Source organism: Ventosimonas gracilis, from assembly GCF_001580025.1.
Lineage (GTDB): Bacteria > Pseudomonadota > Gammaproteobacteria > Pseudomonadales > Pseudomonadaceae > Ventosimonas > Ventosimonas gracilis.
The window spans coordinates 1-21,166 of sequence record NZ_LSZO01000145.1; the positions used below are offsets into that span (position 1 = coordinate 1).

A 21,166-nucleotide genomic window follows, 5' to 3' on the forward strand; every position below is an offset into this window, starting at 1 on the left:
GTTCCGGCATCGCGCCAGTGGATGTCACTGGAAAAGTGCCGCACCTATGCAGGCGGCACGAATTGGGCGCGTGCGGCTTCAACGGCGGCGCGGGTATCGCAACCTTCGATATGGTCAATGCCGCCTGACTGTTTTGCAGACCGTAACGCCTGCACATCAGACAGTCCTCGGGGACAGATTCATGACATGCCAAGAAGCTATCACCAAAATTTGTACCTGATTGAGCACCCTTCAATCGCTGTGCTCAGTGGAAACTATCCCCTGGGGATAGCTCCATACACGGCCAAGGAGCGCTGTTTTGGATAGGCTGTGTTTTCCGTCATCGCGCCAGTGGATGTTGCTGGAAAAGTGCCGCACCTATGCAGGCGGCACGAACTTGGCGCGTGCAGCTTCAGCGGCGGCGCGGGTATCGCAACCTTCGATATGGTCAATGCCGCCTGACTGTTTTGCAGACCGTAACGCCTGCACATCAAACAGACCTCGGGGACAGACTCATGGCATGCCAAGAGGCTATCACCAAAACTTGTACACCCTTCAATCGCTGTGCTCAGTGGAAACTATCCCCTGGGGATAGCTCCATACACGGCCATAGAGCGCTGTTTTGGATAGGCTGTGTGTTCCGTCATCGCGCCAGTGGATGTTGCTGGAAAAGTACCGCACCTATACAGGCGGCACGAATTGGGCGCGTGCGGCTTCAACGGCGGCGCGGGTGTCGCAACCTTCGATATGGTCATTGACCAGACCCATTGCCTGCATGAAGGCGTACATGGTCGTGGGGCCGACAAAGCTGAAGCCGCGTTTTTTCAGATCCTTGGACAATGCGGTGGATGCCGCTGATGTGGTGAGCGTGCGCAGCGCATCGCCGGTGATGCGTGGCGGCCTACCTTGCGCCGCCTGTGGCGCGTAGCGCCAGACATAATGGGCGAACGAACCATATTCACGCCGCAGTTCCAGCACGCGCCGCGCATTGTTGATGGTCGATTCAATCTTGCCCCGATGGCGCACGATACCCGCGTTGCCCAGCAGGCGCTCGACATCCGCTTCCGTGAAACACGCCAATTCATCCGCCTCGAAATTCGCCATCGCCGCGCGGAAGGCTTCGCGCTTGTTAAGGATGGTCAGCCACGACAGCCCCGCCTGAAAGCCCTCCAAACAGAGTTTCTCGAACAGGCGGCGCTCATCACTGACCGGAAAACCCCATTTCCGGTCGTGATAGTCGCGGTACAGCGGGGTGCTGTGGCACCACCAACAACGCACGAGACCAGCTTCGTCGGTGAATAAGTCGGTGTCGGGAGCAGGCATGAGTAGGCGATTTCAAGAATATTGGGAAAGTGGGGTGTTGCACTATACCCGTGGCATAGCACCAGTGGCCGTTTGATTGGCGTCTGCTAAACAGACGCAGGGACTTGCCTGCATAAAGTGAAGGCTGTTAGCCAAAGGAAGCTTGCATTTCTATCTATCTTGTGCTAAGCGTTAGAGAAATCATGCTCCCAGCATAGGACGCGGTCAGGTACAATGCACGGCACATCCTTCTCATTTGACAAGGGCATGGAAAATATCGCCTCTCCCGTACAGAATAAATCCAAGCTGTCGCCTGTTTATTTGGATAATCCTTCTGACGCAGTTCCCACACTTTCTCGCAACAGAAAACGCCGTATTGCATTTGGCTGGTACGGCGGAAAATTTTCACATCTGGATTGGTTGCCCGATTTGTTGCCGGAAGCTCCCCACGTCCACCATTATTGTGAACCTTTTGCAGGTTCAGCCGCCGTACTGCTGAACCGCGCACCTGCCAGCGTGGAAACCTATAACGATATTGATGGTGAGGTGGTCAATTTTTTCAGGGTTCTGCGCGACCAGCCTGACGAGTTAATCCGCGCGATTGCTCTCACCCCTTTTTCGCGCGAAGAATACCACCAAGCCATTTATGAGGACACACAGGAACTTAACGCTGTAGAACGCGCCCGTCGGTTTTATATAAGGGCTAGACAAACTCGTACCGGATTGGCGCAAACTGCTTCTTTGGGGCGCTGGGCTAATTGCAAAAATACCAGCCGTGGCGGCATGTCCGGTGTTGTTTCAAGATGGTTGGGTGGCGTGGAAGCCTTGGATTCCATCGCGCAGCGCCTGTTGCGGGTGCAAATAGAAAACCGACCGGCGGTCGATGTCATCCGTTTGTATGACAGTCCGCAAACCCTTTTTTATTGTGATCCTCCTTATTTGCATGCAACACGCGGTGACAGCAAAGCTTACGGCTTTGAAATGGATGAAAGCCAGCATAAAGACCTGGCACAGGTGCTCAATGACTGCCAAGGCATGGTTGCCGTATCAGGATATGAACATCCGTTGATGGATGAACTGTTCCCACAGAAAAAATGGATGAAAACCAAGGGGGCGGATAAAACCATACATTCGACAAAAGACAAGCGCGCCGAATTTCTTTGGACAAACTACGACCCACATCAGCAAAAAGAGCTGTTTTCTTGAAAAACATGAACCCCGCAGACATCCTGAAAAACATTCAGAAGCATGCAGAAAAATCTTTGGCTACGTCGCTGCTGGAGGGCGTTGCCACAAGGGAAAGCATCGATTATATATGTCGCTGCACAAGCAACCGTTCTGGGGTTCGGCTAATCATGGCATGTCTACTGGCAAAGCTGGACAAGCCGGATGTTGACCCGCGCAAGCCTTACACGGAAATCGGAAGCGACGATTGTTTTTCTGGGCGTAGCTATGACGAACAGTATTTGACTGCATTCATCCACGCAAACCGTCTCCCTGTCAATGCAACGACGGCTTTTTTGACGCCCACATTGCGTAATATCAACCAGCCATTGACAACGGGTAGAGAACTGATTGGCAGACCGCGTGAACTTTACAATAATGCGCTGAAAATTTTGGAAGACGTAGCCTTACAACGTATCCCTGCCAACGTTGTATTGACGGAAATCGTGCGTGTCTTGATAACTATTCGGAATGAGCAAGATGCCCGCATGGATTCGTTGCTGAGATCAATCAAGCACGGCGAAGGAAGTTTGCCGCTTTCGTCAGAAGATATTGTTACGCTTATCAAGCAGCATCTGGCATGCAAACACGCCAGCCGCTTGCCCGTTCTGGTCGTTGCCGCCGCCTATCAAGCCGCCGGTGAAAAACTAGCCGAGTACATCAGACCACTGCACGGGCATAACGCCGCTGACCTGCAAACGGGTGCGCTGGGTGATATTGAGCTTTGTCTGGCCGGTGAAAACAAGACTGTGACGGCTTATGAAATGAAGATGAAGCAAGTGACGCGAGATGATATTGACCACGCCGTCAACAAGATTGCCAAGGCATCTTGTCAAGTGGACAATTATCTGTTTGTCACCACTGACCGCATAGACCCGATGGTTGCAGAGTACGCGGCCAGTTTTTATGAAAAAACATCCGGTACGGAAGTTGCCATTATCGATTGCATTGATTTTATCCGCCATTTCCTACATCTGTTTCACCGTATCCGGACAGATTATCTGAACGCCTATCAAGGACTGGTGTTGAATGAACCTGATTCATCAGTTAGTCAGGCTCTCAAAGAGGCCTTCCTTGCCTTGCGAAAAGAAGCGGAAAGCGACTGAGTTTTCAGATTGGAAGCGGTGTCAACGGCACGGCCAGTGCGGTACGCAGGGCATGCTGGCGAACGTCCGGCTCGGTCAATTCAAAGGTGAGCATGTCATAGCTCACATCAAACAGTTCCGCCATTTCCCCGACCAGTTCGTCTTGTACGCGCGGCACCGAAAATTCTTCCCCTTGCACGTCAAACTGTGCCAGCACGTCCTGAAAGAAACTGTCAAAATCGACGGTCAGCTCGCGGTCTTTGGCGTAGCGCTCCCAGACGAGTTTGCCCATGCTGCGCATGACCGCCAAGCGTTCGACCTGATGACGGCCCAATCCGGCATAGAGCACGGTGGGAATGGCGGGCAGCAGATAGCGCACGGCATCGCTCATGCGGCTGATGTGGGATTGTTGTATCGGATAGCCGTCTGCGCCCAATCTTCGTGCCAATTCAGACTGCGACAGCGGTTTGCCGGTTTCCTGCTCGTACAGTTCGCGCGCTCGTTCCACGCCCAGCGCGCGTTCGATAAAGGTCAGATTTCCGCGCAGTTCGTTTTCGGCCAGATGGCCGGTCAGGGTGATGATTTCGCCGCGCTCGGGCCACGGGCGAAACAGGCAGGAGATGCGGAAAAATTGTTCGTCTTTTGTTTCTGACCATAGTTCGCGCAGAATCGCCAGCCGGGTATTGCCGCCGTTGCGGATAATGTAGTGGGTTTCGCCTGGGCGGCGAGTAATGGCAGGCGCGGCATCCAGTCCGCGCTCGCGGATGGAGGCTTTGATTTCTTAGTAGGCCGGATTGCGTTTGACGCGCGGGTCGTGGTCGTAGGGGCGCAGCTCGTCCAGCGTCACCACCATCGGGGTATCGACAATCGGGTCGGTCAGTGCAGATGCTGATGGGCTGCTGCGCTCAAAGCCGCTTGCCAGCAACTTGTTGGCAAGGTTTTGGGGAGTCACTTCAGCCATGACCGTTTCCTTGGGCGACTGGCGTTGCGCCGGTGTAAATGTTGGCGCTGCCCTTGGTGAAGATAAGGCGACCATCCAAGGTGCGTCTGACTTGCCAGCCTTCGCGCAGGGCAAATTCAATCAGCTTGCGCAGGCGTTCATTACCGTGCTCCAGTTCATAGGCGGTGGTCATACGGCTGCCTCCCGTGGCGGACGAGCAGAACCCGATACAGCAAGCAATTGCGTCTGCCGCTGCGGCAGCAGTTCCAGCGCCAACATGCGCAAAGTATCCAGAGCAGCAGGCGCAACCCGTCCCGCAGGTTTTCGGGGTTCCACCCGATGCACCGGCAAGCCCAGTGTGGCCGCGCGAGGATAGGCTTCGATGGCAGGCACCGTGGTATCCAACACGCGAATGCTGGCTTGCCCTTGAAACAACTCGCGCAGCGCCTGCTGAATCATCCGCGCATTCGCAGAGACCGGATGGACGCGGTTAATCAGTAAGTGCAGTGGCGGCGGTTGGATGCCCAGATGCCGATACGGCGCGATGTCCTCCAATAATTGCAAGGTGCCGCGTCGTAACTCCCGCGCGGCGAGGATTTCCGGTGTGATGGGCGAAAGCGCAAGGTCGGAAGCCAACACGGCCATTTCCAGCAAGACACTGCGTGCGCCTTGGGTATCGATGAGCATCAGGTCGTAATGCGGAGCCAGCGTTGGCAGCAGGTGACGCAGGCGCAAGCGGCCATCGGCGGCGTGCAGCAACAGCGTGTTCAGCTCGCCCCGATGGTCGTTGGACACAATCAAATCCAGACCTGGAATAGTCGTGCGGGACACCAGTTCTTCCAGTCGCCGCTCATTGAATGCCAGCAGTTCATAGATGCCGCCAGACGCACGCTGTTCCAGCGTGTAGTACGACGACAGCGTAGGCTGCACATCAAAATCCAACAACAACACGCGCAAGCCCGCATCGGCCAGCAGACCGCCCAGATTGGCGGCGGTCGTGGTCTTGCCCACGCCGCCCTTGGTCGAAATAATCGAGATAACCTGCATGGCTACACCTGACGCGCCAGACGCTCAAGCACCCATTGTTCGACTTCCACCGAGTTCCAGCCCACCGCCCGCACGCCCAGCCGCACGGTTCTGGGAAGCTCGCCTTTCTGCATCAGGTTATAGAGATGCGCTCGTTTGAAGCCGGTCTTGGCCTGGACTTCATCAAACCGCAAAATGCGGTGTTCGACTGGGGGATGTTCCTGGATTTGTTCGGGGTTCGACACGGCGTTCTCCTTGGCGCTGGTCAGCGCGAAACGGCAGGGTTTCCATGTCAACCGGAATCGGTGTAAATCGCCATCAACAATCCGAAATGTACGCTGACGGTTTGATGCTGGCTGCGTTCAAGCGACTGTGTTGTGATGGTATTTGTCAACGCCTGACGGACATGGATGGCCCGAGCGTCATGCGCTTGGGCGCAAGGTTCAAGATCGATTCGGTCTGCTGTGATGCGGAAAAGGTCTTACAGGGCGCGAAAAGGCGTTTTTTGCCCTCTGAACCTCAGGAATTGCCCCAAAAAACGCCTCTGTAAGACTTTTTTGGAATGCTGTTAGACCGAAAAAGCATCACAGCATTCGGGGCGGATGAGTCTGCCGCCCCGAATTTTGGATGGCGCTTCAGTGCATCGCCACGCACGCCTCTTCATCGACAGGCTCAACGTCAAACGACCTGTGTATCGACATCCGCCTCGACGCACCGCTCTGCGACCAATCGCGCGGCCAGATGCAGATTCGTTGGCCGTACGGCATGAATGGCCGGACGCTGCCCCAACTTCTCGTAGGATTGCAGCAAAGCGCGATAGACATGCCAAGAATCCAGCCCCATCGGCACATGCTTCATCACCGCCTGAACCAGCTTGTGTTTGAGCGGGTCAATCTGCCAGTTCGGTACGCGCTGTTCAAAACGAAGAACGCCGTCAGGAAGATCATGCGGAATTGATCGCTTCGGAGAACTACGCCAACCCGCTGGTGATGGCTATCCAGAACTCCGTGTTCACCAACAAGTACGCCGAAGGCAAGCGCTACTACAGTGGCTGCGAGTATGTTGACGTGGGCAAGCGCCTTGCGATCGAGCGGGTCAAGGAATTGTTCGATTGTGACTATGCCAACGTTCAGCCTCATTCTGGCACCCAGGCCAACGCTGCGGTGTTCCTGGCTCTGACCAGTTCTGGCGACACGGTGATGGGTATGAATTTGGCACAGGGTGGTCACCTGACCCACGGCAACCCATCCAACTTTTCTGGTCGTCACTACAAAATCGTGCCATATGTGCTCGATCCCAAGACCGGAATCATTGATTACGACGAAATGGAGCGCATCGTGCTAGGTTTTCGGGGGGGGATTACCGGGCCAAGCCCGGCAATTCATTTTCTCTTCTTGCTGCTTTTGCCCTGCTTGGGCAGCGCCTTGGCGGCGTCCTCCAATGCTCGCACATTGGCATTTGCACCTTCGGCCTCCAACAAGGCTCGCCGCTGGACGGCGAACTGCTCATATTGGTTCTCAGCGTGGGCGTCGGCCTGCTTCTTGGAGATGCGGCCTGCGCCGGCGAGCACATCGCGTTCGTTGAAGGTCAAGAAGGCATCGAGCCGCTGCGCCCAGTCCTTCAGGAACACCTCCTTGCGCCGACGAGCCTGATCCTCGGCAAAGTCCAGCCACATCGTGACGATGCGGTTGAGTTCGCTGATTTCCGATTCCCGCAGGTAATTCTTGGCAACGCTCACATCGGCCTTCTGTACGCTGCCGGATTTCCAGGTCGTCAGCCCCATGTTGGGCTGGCGGCTGTCGGCACGCTCGGCGATCAGTTCGGCGGCGGTCTTGCCGGTGACGGCGAAGTGCAGCTTGTTCTGGATAAAGCGGAAGAACTGGGTGGTTTCCGGCAGCGTGGGCGAATAGTCCGCCGCCATCGAAAATATCTCGCGCACTCGCAGGTACATCCGGCGTTCGCTGGCCCGGATGTCGCGGATACGTTCGAGCAGCTCGTCGAAACGGTCGGGAACGGCGGAACCGGCGACAGGCGGATTCTTCAGGCGTTCGTCGTCCAGCGTGAAGCCCTTGACCAGGTACTCCGCCAGGCGCTCCGTGGCCCAGCGGCGCAATTGTGTGCCCCGTGGGGAGCGCACCCGGTAGCCGACCGCCAGAATCGCCTCCAGGCTGTAGTAGGCCACCCGGTAGTTCTTGCCGTCAGATGCAGTTGTCAACCAATGGTTGACAACTGCATCTGGCCGCAGCTCCTCCTCGGCAAAGATTGCCTTCAGGTGCTTGGCGACGTTCTGCTTGCTGGTTTGGAACAACTCGGCCATGCCCGCTTGTGGCAGCCACAGCGTATCGGCTACGAAGCGGCATTCGACTCGGGTTCGCCCATCCTCGGTCTCGTAGAGTAGGAATTCGCCGGGTAGAGCTTGAAGTTGGTCGGTCATGAGCAATACCCGTGCGAAATCTGCAGGAAAGCAGGAATATCCGTCATCCATCTGCCCCTAAACCCACCCGGCCGACAGTGCCTCGGCCTGCGGCAACAACACTGTCTAGCTCGAAACCGAGGGTGCCGCCGTTGTTGTCGTTCTGTGCCATTGTTTCCTGTCCTATGCGCGCGCCGGGCCGCTCAGTACGACCAGAAGTTTTTTGCCATCGCTACTCATGAGCAAACACCGCTAACAGGCCGACGATGGCGGAGCGTGCCTGCTCCTTATCTGGGCTGGCCAACATCGTGCGCACCCTGTGAGCCAAGTCGTCAGCCGATGGCACCGATACCGCACTGCCGGTATGCGCCTCCCGCATACCGGCAGTGATCATCTTGGCGGGCGGGTCGTACTCCCCCCGCTCATACCGGCTGTTCACGCAGCCATTTTAGCAAGGGCAGATAGAGGTTTTCATGTCGGTGGTTGAGTGCCCGTTCGAGCAACTGCAGGTAATCGTCGTCTTCCAGGTATGCTTCGACGAAGGTCAGCGGTTGATTGCGCACGGAAAGTCAGCCACGCATTGCGCTCCAGCGGTGTCAGCTGCTCATCCAGCAACAAGGCTTTCGGGGTGATGATGTCTGAAGGTTGATGTGACATGACAAGGGGGCGTCGGCCAGCGCACTTACATCAGCGTAGGCAGTGTACGGATCATCCAAGAAACGCCATGTACGTCCATCAAAAGACACATATCAGCTTTGGGTCCAAGAATAGATCCAAGCACGCCAGTGACCTCTTGTAATATCATTTAAAAAAGATACGAATCAATAAACCCTTCTGTATTGGTAAATGACGGCAGAACCATGCGCATGCGCTGATGATGATGGGTGCTGATATAGTTGCAAACCGACGTATCGAGCATGTCGATACGATACAGAAAAACAAACTGGAGCCAGCATATGGCGCTGAATCTCGCAAAAACGGTCATTGCGTATTTGCAGGCCCGGCCCGGAGAAAAATTCACGGCCAGGGAAATTGCCAGGTGGATATTTGCGACTTATCCTGAGCAATGCGAGCAAAAACGCGCCAACAGCCTGAGGGGCCGGATCAGATCGGATGCCGATTTGATGCAGCAACTCGTCGCAGAAATCGGCTCGTCCCGCCAGCGCATACAGGCCAGATGCCCTGCTATCAAAACAACTGAAGGGAAACCACGCAGGTATTACTATTCGGAACAATCAGACAGCGCAGAGGTTGCCGCAGCCGAGGGCGAATGGGGGGCCGGCACAACCGATGGCAATACTTCAATTCCCGATGAACGCACACTGTATATCCTGCTCCCGCAATATCTCCGGGATGAATTTGGCGTTTTCTGCAAACGTATTGACGAAAAGCGCGCATCGAACAAACGCGGGCCCAATGGAAACCGATGGTTATATCCCGATATGGTCGGGTTGGAGGATTTGGGCGCGGACTGGCACCGGGAAGTACGCGAGTGCGTCAAACAGTATTCTGACAAGCGCACCAGAGTGTGGTCGTTTGAAGTCAAGCGGCTGATCAATCGCTCGAATGTGCGCGAGTGTTTCTTTCAGGCGGTGTCGAATTCGTCATGGGCCAATTTCGGCTATCTGGTGGCGGCTGAAATCAACGGGCAGGACACGTTGAAAGAATTGCGGATGCTGTTCGCAGCGCATGGCATTGGTGTTATCAAACTGGATGTTGACAATCCCGCTGACAGCCAGGTGCTGATTCCCGCGCGTGAACGCAATGAAATCGACTGGAACATGGTCAACCGGCTGGCTGAGGAGAATGGGGATTTCATGGCCTATGTCAAACTGGTCAGGCAGTTTTACCAGACCGGCGAGGCGCGTTCGAGGGATTGGGATGCGCCTGAAGGTGAACCGCCCACTCAATAGTAAGATGATTCCATGGGCGGCCTTGGGGCCTTACTCGGCGGCAAAAAACCACTCGCGTCGCGCAAACATTAGGCCGATGGCGTAGATCGCGAAAGCAATAAGCGCCGTCGCGGGCGCAGAAAGCTCGGCGTAGCCGCCGCCAAAAACGTGCAGCCCGATCCCGACGACCGCGGCCAAGATCCATGCGGTAATTCCGAGTGGATTAGGAACGTGGCTCGATCGAAATTCCAGAGTGCCGCCCGACAGGCGATCATAACGATCGCTCAGAATATGAGCCATGGCCACAGCGACCCACGCAACGACGAAGATACCTTGATAGGCCAAGGCCTGCAGGAGATAACTGAACACGTCAGCCAGCATCAGTACATAGACGATGGCACCCACCGCAATCGCCCAACCGATCCGCCCGAAGCGAAGCCGGCCAAACAGTTGGACAAGCGCCTCCAGATTGACGGCGGCGAGATAGTAATTCGCCGTGTTGATACGGGTCTGGCTAACCCAAACGAAGGCCAGGCCCCAGATCCCCATAAGCTTCAGCAGCGCGAGGAGTACGCTGACCTCCGAGAGCGCGCCGATATCCGGTACGGTGCCGATCATGAACATGCCGAAGAGCCCGCTGACCAAGAAGGCCATGGCATAGAACGGTATTCCGAAATTAAACCAGGCGTGATAGCCGACGTCTTCTTCTCGACCGTTGCGGGCATAATCGAAGGTGAACATCATCAGTACCCAGATGCCCATGTAATAGACGAAGCAGGACCACCAGCCACCAGCAGGCTCACCCGTCTGCGGCCCCAAGTTCAGCCACTTGTCGCTGTAGCCGTACTCGCCGATGGCGAGCGCGACGGCAACGATGAGGCCGAGGATATAGAAGGGCAACAGGACGCCGTTGAACTTGTCGAGCCAAGTCTGGATGCTGCCGAAGATGAGCGGCACACTATAGAGCACCACGATCAGCGCCGCTATGGGATAAGCGATCGACGGCGCGATGGTAGTGATGCCGACAGCAATGACCGCACCTTCGAAGACGGCGTAATAGCGAAACGACTCAGCACGGTATTGATGACGCCATAGACGATTATCGTCAGCACCAGGCCGATGATGGCGTTGCGCGTACCGAAATTGAGTGCCATCGCCGCGCCGACGACAACATAGAAGACGGCGCTGCATACCGCCCACCAAGCCATGGTAAGCGCCATCTTGGGCATGCGCTTGTCTGCAGGAACTGCCGTTGCAGAGTAGTCGAGGTCATCAACCTCAGTACTTGAAATCTGTCCAGCCATGATGTCTTCTCCTAGTATCGGTTAGATTTTCGAGGCTTGCCAGTGGCTACCCGCTGGCTATGCCTGCAGGTAGTTCCGCACCCTGTTCAGGAGTACAGCTCGATCAGCACGCGCTTGGAGCGCTTCTTGCATATTGACCTTCACGAACCGCGTTGGTGTGTTGGGTTGCATCTGGCCGATCAAATCCATGTCCGCGGAAATGACCGCCCCCAAGGTAAAGTACCCACCGCCCGACACCGCATCGCGGTGCAGGATGATCGGCTCGGTTCCGCCGGGAACCTGGATCGAGCCATAGGGATAGCAGCTGTCGACGATGTTCGACGGATCGGAACCGGCACCGAAGGGCTGCTTGCGCTCGACGAAGTCCAGCTTGCGGCCGCCCTTGAAGCGGTAGCCCATGCGGTCGGCTTCGTTCGCCACCTTCCATTCGTCGGCGAAGAAGTTTTCCAGCGATGCCTCCGTCACACGATGCCAGTAGAGGCCGGGCACCACACGCAGCACCACCGGCGAGCCAGCCGCACGCATATACTCATGCGCAAGGGATGCACCTTCAGTGTCAAGACGCCCCTTGCCGATCGGCAGTTCGTCGCCGACGGCAAGGGGTCGGCCCTTGAAGCCACCGAGAGCACCAATTGGATAGGTCGAGCGGCTGCCCAGCGCTTCGGGCACGTCGATGCCGCCAGAGACCGCGATGCAGATGCGCGCGCCGGATTTCAGGAAATCGAAGGTGAGCACCTGCCCCGCCTTCACCTTGAAGGCGGTCCAGCCGGGCTGGGGAGTACCGTCCACCTTGACCGGCATATCCGCGCCGGTGACGGCAACCAGCGCATCCTCGGTGAATTCGAGCTGCGGGCCGATGAAGACGGCTTCGAGGCCGGCTGCCCCCTCGTCGTTGCCGACGAGCAGGTTCGCGGCGCGCATAGCAAAGCGGTCCATCGCGCCGCCGACCGGGATGCCGAGATGGAAATAGCCGGGACGGCCGAGATCCTGGACGGTGGTCGCAAGACCGTGGTGGAGAACTTTAATGGCCATTGAGCGTACCCTCCAGCTTGGCGTTATAGCCGTCGATATCCTTCTGGAATTCCCTCAGGTCGAAGCTGAGCTCGCGGATCGGCGGGGCGAAGCGACCCTTGTCGACATCCTCCACCGACTGGTCGTAGGCGTCGCGGTCGATCGGCTTGAACTTGACGATGTCGCCGGGGCGGAAGAAGACCATGAAGTCGCGCAGATAGCTGATCGTCTGGGCCGGATCGAAGATCGGCATCGGCGTGATGCCGAACATCTGGTAGCCACCGGCCCCGCGTACCGAATAGATGGCGCCGAAGCAGCCGCCGTGGCCGACCGTCAGCCTGGGCGTATCGGTACGGGGACGCGGGTATTTCGGCACCTGGATTTGCCGCTTGCGCTCGACCATCTGGTACATGAAGGGCAAGCCGGCGACGAAGCCGACCATGGAGACGAACCAAGGCGAACCGGAATGGGCAGCGACGAAATCGTCAATCGAGCCGTAATTGTTGATGCGCGCGGCATAGTCGAGGTCGGTGCCTGACGGATCCTGATGGCGCTCGCGGAAACGCATCAGCGTCTCATGCGTCCACGGATCGTTGTAGAAGACCGGGATCTCGACGATGCGGGTCTTCAGCACTGGCTCGGCCTTTTCCGCCGCGCCCTCGATCGCCTTCACTTCCTCCAGGATGTCGTCGGGATGAATGACATCCGGGTCGAACTTGATCTGGAACGAGGCATTGGCCGGACAAATCTCGGTGACGCCCCTGATGCCGCTTTCCCGCACGCCCTTCGCCATGGAAAGGCTCTTGAAGAAGGCTTCGAGCGACATCTCCTCGCTGCATTCAACGAAAAGGTGCTCATCGCCGCCAAAAGTGTAGCGTGCCGTCATTTCTTCACCTCCTCAGAAATGGTGCTTGGCTGGGGAAAGTTGACTTCAAGCCAACTTTCGAGAAAGCGCGTGTGGAAGCGACCGGCAGCGACCTCTGCATCCGCGGCCAAGGCAGCATGGAGCGGAATCGTGGTTGGAATGCCGTCAATCTTCAGGCCAAGGAGGGCCTGCGCGAGATTCATCAGGCAGTCGTCGCGATCCGTGCCATGGACGATGAGTTTGCCCAGCAGGGAGTCATAGAACGGCGGCACCGTGTAGCCGTCGTAAAGCAGGGTGTCGAAGCGCGTGCCCCGGCTTTGCGGAGCACTGAAGCGCGCGATTGTGCCGGGACACGGAGCGAAGTTCTTGAATGGATCTTCTGCATTGATCCGGCACTCGATGGCGTGGCCGGTGGTGCGGATATCCTCTTGTCGAACAGAGAGCTTCTCACCGTCGGCAATCCGGAGCATCTCCTGAACAAGGTCGAGGCCAGTGATCATTTCGGTCACGGGGTGCTCGACCTGAATACGCGTATTCACCTCGATGAAGTAGAATTTTCGTGCTTCCTCGTCGTATAGATATTCCACCGTGCCGGCGCCGCGGTAGCCAACGGCCCGAGCGAGCGCGACAGCGCTTGCGCACAAACGCTTTCTGACATCATCCGGCAGACCGATGGCTGGCGCTTCCTCCCAGACCTTCTGGCGCCGTCGTTGCAGCGAGCATTCCCGTTCGTAGCAGTGCACAAAGTTTTCTCCGTCGCCGAGAATCTGCACTTCCACATGTCGCGCCTTCTGAACCAGCTTCTCGATGTAGAGGGTGCCGTCGCCAAATGCCGCTTCCGCTTCAGCAGAGGCCTGCGGAAACTGGCGTTTGAATTCCTCAAGGTCATGGACGATACGGATTACACGCCCACCGCCGCCGGCGGCCGCCTTGATCATCACTGGAAACCCAAGCGCTAAAACGAGTGCGACCGCCTCATCAGGATCTGCAATCCTTCCGTCACTGCCTGGAACGGTGGGAACGCCAGCCTTTTGCGCGACTTCGCGCGCGGCCACTTTGTCTCCAAGGAGGCGGATCGACGCTCCTGACGGCCCGACGAACTTCATCCCGGCCGCAACGACGGCGTCAGCGAAGTCTGCATTTTCTGCCAGAAAGCCATAGCCGGGATGCACTGCATCGACATTGGCCGACTTCGCAGCCGCCAAGACGGCCTCAACGTTGAGATAGGACTTCTTGGCGGCTGGGGGGGCGATCAGGATGGCTTCGTCGGCAAGTCGCACAGCAAGAGAATCGGCGTCGGCGGCGCTGTAAACCTGCACCGTTCGGAGCCCTAAAGCCTTGGCAGCACGGTTGATGCGTACTGCAATTTCGCCTCGATTGGCGATCAGGACGGAGCGCATGTTCATGCCTGCACCTCGGCCAGTGTTTGGCCTGCCATCACGGCGTCGCCATCATCGACCAGGAAACGAATGTTGAGCCCTGCAATTCCGGCGCAGATCTGGTGAAACGACTTCATCACCTCAATGAGACCGATGACATCCGTTGCTTCAACCGCATCTCCGTCGGCTTTTAAAACAGGGCTTTCGGGCGAAGCGCTCCGATAAAAAACGCCGGGTAAAGGTGACTTGATTTCAATCGTACTCATTTTTATTTTTCCTATGATTTTGTTGGGTGAAGCTATATGTTTGTGACAGGTTCAATGCGTATGCCGTGCGCGATCAGCGCTGCGTGCATTGCACTTGCAATTTCGAGGCAACCCGGTGTGTCGGAGTGAAAGCAGATCGACTCGAATTCGATATCAATGTCCGACCCATCGACGGTGCGCACGCGGCCGTCCACGCACGCACGGACGACCTTGTCGGCGACAGCCTGCGGGTCCAGTCGGCCACTGTGCCGCGTGAACACGATGGAGCCCGTATCGTCATAGTCTCGGTCGGCATAGAACTCCCGTACCGTGGGCTGTCCTGCCGCGATTGCCGCTCGGTAGGTTGTGGATACGCCCATGCAAAAGATGGAGGTGCCAGGTGAAGTGACGCGCATCGCCTCAACGAATGAGCGGGACATCGCCTCATTCCTTGCCAACTCCATATAAAGCGCGCCATGGGGCTTCACATGCCTGAGATTTGCGCCATGGCGGCGGCAGAACTCTCGCAGGGCACCTACTTGATACAGGATGTCATTGACGATCTCGTCGGCGCTGCCATGGATTCTTCTCCTTCCGAACCCTTGGAGATCCCGATAGCCCGGGTGTGCGCCAATGCTGATCCCACGCTGAACTGCGGCGCGCACCGTCGCATCCATCAGGTTCGGGTCGCCAGCGTGGAAGCCGGTAGCGATGTTCGCCGAACTGATGAACGTCATCAATTCAGCGTCGTCTGCACCCCCAAGGTGCCAGCAGCCAAACCCCTCTCCCATGTCGCAGTTTATGTCGACAACAGCGAGTGCCATGTCTCATTCCTCCCCGAATGACCCATTTGATCATCCCTATTTCAGTTCGAACTAGAATGGCAGTGAGAGGCGAGATTGTAAAATCATATAATTTGAGGACAATACACAGAACTTCTGATGCAATCGACACGAGCGGCTCACCCGCATTTTTACTAATAATGTTAATTGGTTACGGGTAATAAGGATGCTCTGAAGCACACTGTATGACTTTGAGCGTATTGATTTTTTTCGATAAATAAGGCAAGACTTCCAAAAATTACTGAGGCGTGATTATGCAGATAAAGATAAGTCTCCGTCAGATACGCTATTTCGTTGCGACGGCCGAACATAGGCAGATTTCCCAGGCGGCCATCGACCTTGGCATTTCGCAATCGGCCATCACCGGCTCGATCAAGGAACTGGAGCAGGTTGTTGGTCAGAGTCTTTTCAGCCGGTCAACCCAAGGAATGGAACTTACCGTCGCCGGCCGACAGTTCCTTTTTCACGCATACGAAATTCTGGAAAAGGTGCGCGAGGCGACCAACCTGCTTTTGCCGTCAAACGATTTTTCCGGCCGGTTGAATGTCGCGGCGACATACACGGTGATGGGGTACTTTCTGCCCAGTCATCTCGGACGGTTGCGGCGCGCCTGGCCGAACCTCGATATCCATCTCTACGAGGTTAACCGTGAAGCTATCGAGGAAGGTCTTCTGTCAAATCGGTACGATGTCGCGGTGTTACTGACTTCAAATATCATTAACTCGGATCTTTCGATTGAAACTTTGATCAGTTCCCGCCGTCGCCTTTGGGTGGCTGCGAGGCATCCGCTTCTATCTCGGAGTTCAGTGGGTTTGCGGGAAGTCGCCGAGGAGCCGTATATCATGCTGACGGTGGATGAAGCCGCACACACAACGCTGAAATACTGGACGACCACGCCGTACCGTCCGAACGTCGTATTGCGAACATCGTCTGTGGAGGCGATGCGATCATTGGTGGCCGACGGTCAGGGCGTGGCTATCCTGTCCGATATGGTGTTGCGGCCTTGGTCACTTGAAGGAAAACGCATCGAGACCATCGAACTGACTGACCTAATACCCTCAATGGATGTCGGTCTTGCCTGGCCACGCGACGCCCCCTTCAATCCTGCGTTGGAAGCTTTTCGCTCATACTTCAGGCAAACATTTTTTCTGCCACTCAGTCGATAGTGGAGCGTCACTCTAACTTCAAGAAATTAGCGCCGACTGCTCGAATAGGTGAGCAGCTTTCCGTCGGAAATGCTGTACCACAGGCCGTGGATGTCCCGCTGACACGAAGCGATGGCTTCCTTATTCGAGTTTGGCGTCGATCATATTGGAGGGATAAGGCAATGGCGGGATCGCGCTGTGCTGTGTCACTGCGCCTTACCCTGCACCAGCCGCCAGTCCTGGGCCTGCTGCTGCGTGTTCCACAGCCGCGCATAAAGCTCCCGCGGGCGAGCAGCGCGTCATGTTGGCCCTGCTCGACGAGGCGCCCCTGGTCGAGCACCAGGATGCGGTTGGCGTGGCGCACGTTCTTGAGCCGGTGGGCGATGACCACCACGGTGCGTCCGTGCGCAAGTTCCGCCATGGCGCGCTGGATCTCGGCTTCTGCTGAAGGGTCGACGCTGGCCGTGGCTTCGTCGAGTAGCAGGATCGGCGCGTCCTTGAGCAGCGCGCGGGCGATCGAAATGCGCTGGCGCTCTCCGCCCGACAATGACGCGCCGCCTTCGTCCAGCACGGTGTCGTAGCCCTGCGGCAAGGCTTCGATGAAATCGTGTGCTTGCGCTCGCCTGGCCGCGCTAATGGCCTGTTCGCGAGTGGCGTCAGGGCGGCCGATGCGCAGATTGTCCAGCACGGTGCCGGAAAATAGCAGCACGTCCTGAAACACCATGGCGACGTGCCGCTGCAGTGCGTGGGTGCCGATCTCGCGCAGGTCCACGCCCCCCAGGCGGATGGTGCCGCCGCTGACGTCCCACAGCCGCGCGATCAGGTGCACCAGCGTGCTCTTGCCCGCGCCGCTGGGGCCGACCACGGCGGTCAGGCCCTGGGCCGGAATGGTGCAGCTCACGCCATCGAGCGCGGGTGGTGCGTCTTTCTCGTTCGTGCCTTCATAGGTGAAACGCACATCCTCGAACGCGATCTCATGGCCTTGTGGCGACTTGGGCTGCGTGGGCTCAGTCAACGCAGGCTCGGCCAGCAGCGCCTCGATACGCCCCAGTGCCCGCTTCGCGAAGCGCAGCAGCATCGTGGATACGCCCACGTCGAACAGTTGCCGGTACACCGGCAGCGCCAGCACCAGGAACAGCACCAGCACTTCGGGGGCGAGTGTGCTGTTGCCCAGCCACCAGGCACCGGCCACGACCAGACTGGCGTAACCGGCTTCCAGCAGGAAGCCGTAGGCCGCCAGCCAGGGTGCCGGTTTGGATTCCACCGCCAGCATGGCCGCATGCTGCTCGCCAAGCACGGCTTCGAGGCGCTGCCAGGCCTGGCCGAAGCGGCCAAAGCCGCGGATCACCGCGATGCCCTGTACGTATTCGAGCAGGGCCGCGTGCGCGCGGGCATTGGCGGTGATCACGCGCGCGCCAGGTCGCGCCAGCACCTGCTGGGTCCAGACCAGCGCGCCGAAGGCCAAGGGCAGCCCCACCACCATCACCAGTGCCAGCCGTAGATCGACCCAGAACAGGAACAGCGCCAAGAATAGCGGCATCGCGATGCCCGACACGAACACGCCGAGGAAATGCGACCACAGGTTCTCGACCAGTTCCAGGTCGGAGGTCAGGCGCGCGCCCAGGTCGCCGCCGCGCTGGCGGCCAAACCAGCCCATTGGCAGGCGGCGCAGATGGTCGGCCACGCGCAGCCGGGCCTCGCCCATCATCGCGTAGGCACCGTTGAACACCAGCGGCATGGCGATGCAGCCAGCCGCGATGCGCAGCGCCACGCAGGCGGCCATCGCCAGACCGATGAACAGCGCACCCTGTGCCGTTGCGCTGCCAGCGAACACGTCGCGCAGCAGCAGGTACAGCAGCGGGTACGGCGCGGCGGCGAACAGGCCTTCGAGGACTGAGCACGCTAGGCCGCGCAGCAAGCGCGGATCGCGTGTGCCGGAGAGGCGAAAACCGGACTGCACCAGCTCGCGGATCATGGCTGTACCTCCTGCGGGGCGCTAAGCGACCAGTGCCGCGCTTGTTCGTGGTCGCGCCACAGTCGCTGGTAGACGGCGCAGTCCCTCAGCAATTCGTCGTGCCTGCCCTGGGCGGCGACACGGCCGCCGTCCAGCACGACGATGTGGTCGGCGTGCATGACGGTACGCAGCCGGTGGCCAATCATCAGCACCGTGCGGCCCTGGCGCAGTTCGTCCAGCGCCTGCTGGATCAGCGCCTCGTTCTCGGCATCGACGCTGGCGGTGGCCTCGTCCAGCAGCAAAATGGGGGCGTCCTTGAGCAGCGCACGGGCGATCGACAGGCGCTGGCGTTCGCCGCCGGACAGCCGCGCGCCGCGCTCGCCCAGCGGGGTGTCGTAGCCCTGGGGCAGCGCCAGAATGAAATCGTGCGCCCGCGCTGCGCGGGCAGCGGCCTCGACCGCTGCGTCGCTAGCATTGGACCGGGCCATCCGCAGGTTGTCGCGCACCGTGCCGTCGAACAGCACCACCTCCTGGAACACGATGCCGAGCCGGCCCAGCAGCGCATCCAGCGGCCATGCGCGCACGTCCACGCCGCCCACGCGCAGGGTACCGGCCTCGAACTCGTACAGGCGCGCGACCAGCCGCGCCAGTGTGCTCTTGCCCGAGCCGCTGGGGCCGACCAAGGCGGTCACTTGACCGGCCCGGGCCGTGAAGCTCACGCCGTCGAGCGCCAGCCGATTGCCGTAGCGGTGGCGCAGGTCGGCGAACTCGATGTCCAGGGTTCCGTCAGGAACTTGCGCCACGGCGCTGTCGGCCAGTGTCGGCGCGGCCAGCACCTCGTTGATGCGGCCCAGCGATTCACCGCGATGCATCTGTTCGCCCAGCGCAAAGGTCAGCCGCAGCAGCGGCATCAGCACCGCAGGGGCCACCAGCAGGAAAAGCACATAGGTCGGCAGATCCAAACTTGCCTGGGCGTGCAGCCAAGCGCCCAGCGGCGCGACCACCACCAGGTTGGCCGTCAGAAGCCCAACGAACAGCACCCAGCCGCTGGCACTTTCCAACGCGTAACCGCTTACCCAATCCACCGCACCGCGCACGGCAGCGGCCAGTTCACCGAAGTTACGGGCATCCAGCCCGAAGCTCTTGACGACATGCACGCCACGCACGAACTCGCCGACTTGGTCGGCGATGCGCTTTTGCAGCGCGCTCCACGCGCGCATCTTCTGGGCACCACGGCGCATAAACCACCACTGCGCCAGCAGCGCCAGCGGCAGCGGCACCAGCGCGGCCAAGGCCAGCCGCCAATCGGTCGCGAACAGCAGAGCCAGGGCCGCCAAGGGCACCGTGGCCGCGGCCACCGCATCGGGCAGCATGTGGGCATAGAAGCCTTCGAGGCTGTTCACGTCGTCGTTGAGCGTACGTCGCAGGCTGCCCGAACCACGCCCGGCGAAGAACGACAGCGGCACCTCGCCCAGCCGACGCGCCATCGCCAGCCGCAGCCGGTGCTGGATGGCGAAGGCACCGGTGTGGGCCAGCACGTGGCTCGCCGCCATCAAGGCCCAGCGCAGCGCCAACAGGCCCAGCATCCACCCCAGCAGCGGCCAGAGCGCCGCCATGTTGAACGGCCCGCCCGAGAGCAGTTCCAGCGTGATCCGGTAGATGAACCAGAACGGCGCGATGCTCAGCGCCGCCGAGGCAACGGCCGTGACGAGCGCGCCGCTCAGAGGCCACGGCGCGATGCGCAGCAAGCTTCCGAAGCTCAGGGGCCGATCGCCGCGGATGGGAAGCGACTCGTCGTGACGTGAAGACTGCATGGTTCTCCATGGCCCGAAGGCTTTAGCTCGCGCCCACCAGTTGCAGCGCACAGGATCGGGCTTGCTCGGCAGAGCAGGCCACGCGCACGGGCACGCGGTAGGCCTTTTCCAGCGGCTCCAGCATCGCCTGCACGTGAGGCAGGGCATTGGCGTCGCCGCACAGCAACACCATGCCCCGGCAATGCGCGCCGAAGGCCTCACGGTGCGCCTTCAGCCACAGCACGGTCTTCTTGCGGCCATCGGGGTCCCCGCGTTCACCCGGCTCTGGCAAGCGCTCATACAACAGGACGAAAACTTGCCCGGCCTGCATCAGCGTCTCCATGTCCGCCAGCCACTGCTCAATCTGCGCGGCGGACGATGGCATGGCCGGCATACGCACCACGGGCAGCGCGGACGTGTCCAGGAATTGGGTCGATCCGGGCATCATGTGCCTCCTGACAGAAATCTTGATGTCTAATTGTAAGTGAATTACAAATGATTTTCATTAATATTTTATCGACAAAGATCCCTCGATCAGCAAGCTCAGGATTCAGAGCGCCGAGAGCCGGGACGATACCTGCCAGCAGGCAGCCCCAGAAGGAGGTGGCAAACAGCCGGGAGCTGCTCACCACAAAGATCATCCGGTCGCCGGCACCAGCCTTTCGAGGTGAGGAGTTCTGCGAGACTGTTCGCCTCTTTCGCAAGTGACCTATAGGTCTGAACGTCCTCGCTGCCTTTATGGGGCGAGACGTGAACAATGGTCTGAT

The 21,166-nt window shown here is 58.7% G+C and carries 23 protein-coding genes and 2 pseudogenes; 7 read left to right on the top strand and 18 right to left on the bottom strand.

Annotated elements, in window-relative coordinates; translation table 11 throughout:
• Positions 1-309 precede the first annotated feature (309 nt).
• A complete protein-coding gene (locus AXE65_RS14300) occupies positions 310-441 on the top strand; it encodes a hypothetical protein (protein WP_275574865.1) in 132 nt (43 codons plus the stop codon).
• Positions 442-660: 219 nt separating this feature from the next.
• Here AXE65_RS14300 and AXE65_RS06685 read toward each other — a convergent pair whose 3' ends face one another.
• Positions 661-1,302 (bottom strand): DNA-3-methyladenine glycosylase I, encoded by a 642-nt coding sequence (locus AXE65_RS06685; protein WP_068389858.1) that lies wholly within the window; start codon positions 1,300-1,302, stop codon positions 661-663.
• 246 nt (positions 1,303-1,548) lie between these two features.
• On the opposite strand from AXE65_RS06685, the gene AXE65_RS06690 reads away from it, so the two are divergent.
• Positions 1,549-2,487 carry a DNA adenine methylase gene (locus AXE65_RS06690; RefSeq protein WP_079214080.1) on the top strand — a complete coding sequence of 313 codons (939 nt, stop codon included), beginning with the start codon at positions 1,549-1,551 and terminating at the stop codon, positions 2,485-2,487.
• A 5-nt stretch (positions 2,488-2,492) separates the two neighbouring features.
• Positions 2,493-3,611, top strand: a complete 1,119-nt coding sequence (locus tag AXE65_RS06695; RefSeq protein WP_068389993.1) for a restriction endonuclease, SacI family — start codon at positions 2,493-2,495, stop codon at positions 3,609-3,611.
• 16 nt (positions 3,612-3,627) lie between these two features.
• On the opposite strand, the pseudogene AXE65_RS06700 reads toward AXE65_RS06695, so the two are convergent.
• The 4 genes and pseudogenes from AXE65_RS06700 to AXE65_RS06715 form a co-directional block, all read right to left on the bottom strand.
• A pseudogene (locus tag AXE65_RS06700) lies at positions 3,628-4,551 on the bottom strand (ParB family protein); the annotation flags it as partial.
• On the bottom strand, positions 4,544-4,723 hold the full coding sequence (locus AXE65_RS06705; protein WP_068389861.1) for a hypothetical protein: 180 nt from the start codon (positions 4,721-4,723) through the stop codon (positions 4,544-4,546). The gene AXE65_RS06705 and the pseudogene AXE65_RS06700, both read right to left, overlap by 8 nt.
• Positions 4,720-5,577: a ParA family protein gene (locus AXE65_RS06710; protein WP_068389864.1), complete on the bottom strand. Its 858-nt coding sequence runs from the start codon at positions 5,575-5,577 to the stop codon at positions 4,720-4,722. The genes AXE65_RS06705 and AXE65_RS06710 overlap by 4 nt, the downstream gene beginning before the upstream one ends.
• Before the next feature lie 2 nt (positions 5,578-5,579).
• Positions 5,580-5,801 (bottom strand): AlpA family transcriptional regulator, encoded by a 222-nt coding sequence (locus tag AXE65_RS06715; RefSeq protein WP_068389867.1) that lies wholly within the window; start codon positions 5,799-5,801, stop codon positions 5,580-5,582.
• A 44-nt stretch (positions 5,802-5,845) separates the two neighbouring features.
• On the opposite strand from AXE65_RS06715, the gene AXE65_RS06720 reads away from it, so the two are divergent.
• Positions 5,846-6,106 carry a hypothetical protein gene (locus AXE65_RS06720; RefSeq protein ID WP_068389870.1) on the top strand — a complete coding sequence of 87 codons (261 nt, stop codon included), beginning with the start codon at positions 5,846-5,848 and terminating at the stop codon, positions 6,104-6,106.
• 128 nt (positions 6,107-6,234) lie between these two features.
• On the opposite strand, the gene AXE65_RS13565 is transcribed toward AXE65_RS06720, so the two are convergent.
• Complete coding sequence (locus AXE65_RS13565) at positions 6,235-6,414, bottom strand: hypothetical protein (RefSeq protein WP_068389873.1); 180 nt, start codon at positions 6,412-6,414, stop codon at positions 6,235-6,237.
• A gap of 29 nt (positions 6,415-6,443) precedes the next feature.
• On the opposite strand from AXE65_RS13565, the pseudogene glyA reads away from it, so the two are divergent.
• Positions 6,444-6,899: pseudogene (gene glyA / locus AXE65_RS13310) on the top strand (serine hydroxymethyltransferase); the annotation flags it as partial.
• 38 nt (positions 6,900-6,937) lie between these two features.
• On the opposite strand, the gene AXE65_RS06735 reads toward glyA, so the two are convergent.
• Both AXE65_RS06735 and AXE65_RS13940 read right to left on the bottom strand, forming a co-directional pair.
• The gene (locus tag AXE65_RS06735) at positions 6,938-7,990 is read right to left on the bottom strand and encodes a virulence RhuM family protein (RefSeq protein WP_068389996.1); all 1,053 of its coding nucleotides are present in this window, start codon (positions 7,988-7,990) and stop codon (positions 6,938-6,940) included.
• A 401-nt stretch (positions 7,991-8,391) separates the two neighbouring features.
• Positions 8,392-8,532 (bottom strand): hypothetical protein, encoded by a 141-nt coding sequence (locus AXE65_RS13940; RefSeq protein WP_162492710.1) that lies wholly within the window; start codon positions 8,530-8,532, stop codon positions 8,392-8,394.
• 393 nt (positions 8,533-8,925) lie between these two features.
• Here AXE65_RS13940 and AXE65_RS06745 point away from each other — a divergent pair, with 393 nt between their 5' ends.
• Complete coding sequence (locus AXE65_RS06745; RefSeq protein ID WP_068389878.1) at positions 8,926-9,882, top strand: COG2958 family protein; 957 nt, start codon at positions 8,926-8,928, stop codon at positions 9,880-9,882.
• A 30-nt stretch (positions 9,883-9,912) separates the two neighbouring features.
• Here AXE65_RS06745 and AXE65_RS06750 read toward each other — a convergent pair whose 3' ends face one another.
• From AXE65_RS06750 to AXE65_RS06775, 7 genes are read right to left on the bottom strand one after another with little or no spacing between them, the layout of a single operon-like run.
• On the bottom strand, positions 9,913-10,818 hold the full coding sequence (locus tag AXE65_RS06750) for a purine-cytosine permease family protein (protein ID WP_338061935.1): 906 nt from the start codon (positions 10,816-10,818) through the stop codon (positions 9,913-9,915).
• 26 nt (positions 10,819-10,844) lie between these two features.
• On the bottom strand, positions 10,845-11,165 hold the full coding sequence (locus tag AXE65_RS14340) for a hypothetical protein (RefSeq protein WP_338061936.1): 321 nt from the start codon (positions 11,163-11,165) through the stop codon (positions 10,845-10,847).
• Positions 11,166-11,222: 57 nt separating this feature from the next.
• Positions 11,223-12,197 (bottom strand): 5-oxoprolinase subunit C family protein, encoded by a 975-nt coding sequence (locus AXE65_RS06755; protein WP_068389881.1) that lies wholly within the window; start codon positions 12,195-12,197, stop codon positions 11,223-11,225.
• Positions 12,187-13,062, bottom strand: a complete 876-nt coding sequence (locus tag AXE65_RS06760) for a 5-oxoprolinase subunit B family protein (protein WP_068389884.1) — start codon at positions 13,060-13,062, stop codon at positions 12,187-12,189. The genes AXE65_RS06755 and AXE65_RS06760 overlap by 11 nt, the downstream gene beginning before the upstream one ends.
• Complete coding sequence (locus tag AXE65_RS06765) at positions 13,059-14,447, bottom strand: acetyl-CoA carboxylase biotin carboxylase subunit (protein WP_068389888.1); 1,389 nt, start codon at positions 14,445-14,447, stop codon at positions 13,059-13,061. Before AXE65_RS06765 ends, AXE65_RS06760 begins: the two co-directional genes overlap by 4 nt.
• Complete coding sequence (locus tag AXE65_RS06770; RefSeq protein ID WP_068389891.1) at positions 14,444-14,686, bottom strand: acetyl-CoA carboxylase; 243 nt, start codon at positions 14,684-14,686, stop codon at positions 14,444-14,446. Before AXE65_RS06770 ends, AXE65_RS06765 begins: the two co-directional genes overlap by 4 nt.
• A 32-nt stretch (positions 14,687-14,718) precedes the next feature.
• Positions 14,719-15,489 carry a 5-oxoprolinase subunit PxpA gene (locus tag AXE65_RS06775; protein ID WP_068389894.1) on the bottom strand — a complete coding sequence of 257 codons (771 nt, stop codon included), beginning with the start codon at positions 15,487-15,489 and terminating at the stop codon, positions 14,719-14,721.
• Between the two features lie 278 nt (positions 15,490-15,767).
• On the opposite strand from AXE65_RS06775, the gene AXE65_RS06780 reads away from it, so the two are divergent.
• Complete coding sequence (locus AXE65_RS06780) at positions 15,768-16,673, top strand: LysR family transcriptional regulator (protein WP_068389998.1); 906 nt, start codon at positions 15,768-15,770, stop codon at positions 16,671-16,673.
• Between the two features lie 7 nt (positions 16,674-16,680).
• On the opposite strand, the gene AXE65_RS06785 is transcribed toward AXE65_RS06780, so the two are convergent.
• From AXE65_RS06785 to AXE65_RS06795, 3 genes are read right to left on the bottom strand one after another with little or no spacing between them, the layout of a single operon-like run.
• Positions 16,681-18,627: an ABC transporter ATP-binding protein gene (locus tag AXE65_RS06785; RefSeq protein WP_239685042.1), complete on the bottom strand. Its 1,947-nt coding sequence runs from the start codon at positions 18,625-18,627 to the stop codon at positions 16,681-16,683.
• The gene (locus AXE65_RS06790; RefSeq protein ID WP_068713284.1) at positions 18,624-20,420 is read right to left on the bottom strand and encodes an ABC transporter ATP-binding protein; all 1,797 of its coding nucleotides are present in this window, start codon (positions 20,418-20,420) and stop codon (positions 18,624-18,626) included. The genes AXE65_RS06785 and AXE65_RS06790 overlap by 4 nt, the downstream gene beginning before the upstream one ends.
• 22 nt (positions 20,421-20,442) lie before the next feature.
• Complete coding sequence (locus AXE65_RS06795; protein ID WP_204376533.1) at positions 20,443-20,847, bottom strand: hypothetical protein; 405 nt, start codon at positions 20,845-20,847, stop codon at positions 20,443-20,445.
• Between the last annotated feature and the right edge of the window lie 319 nt (positions 20,848-21,166).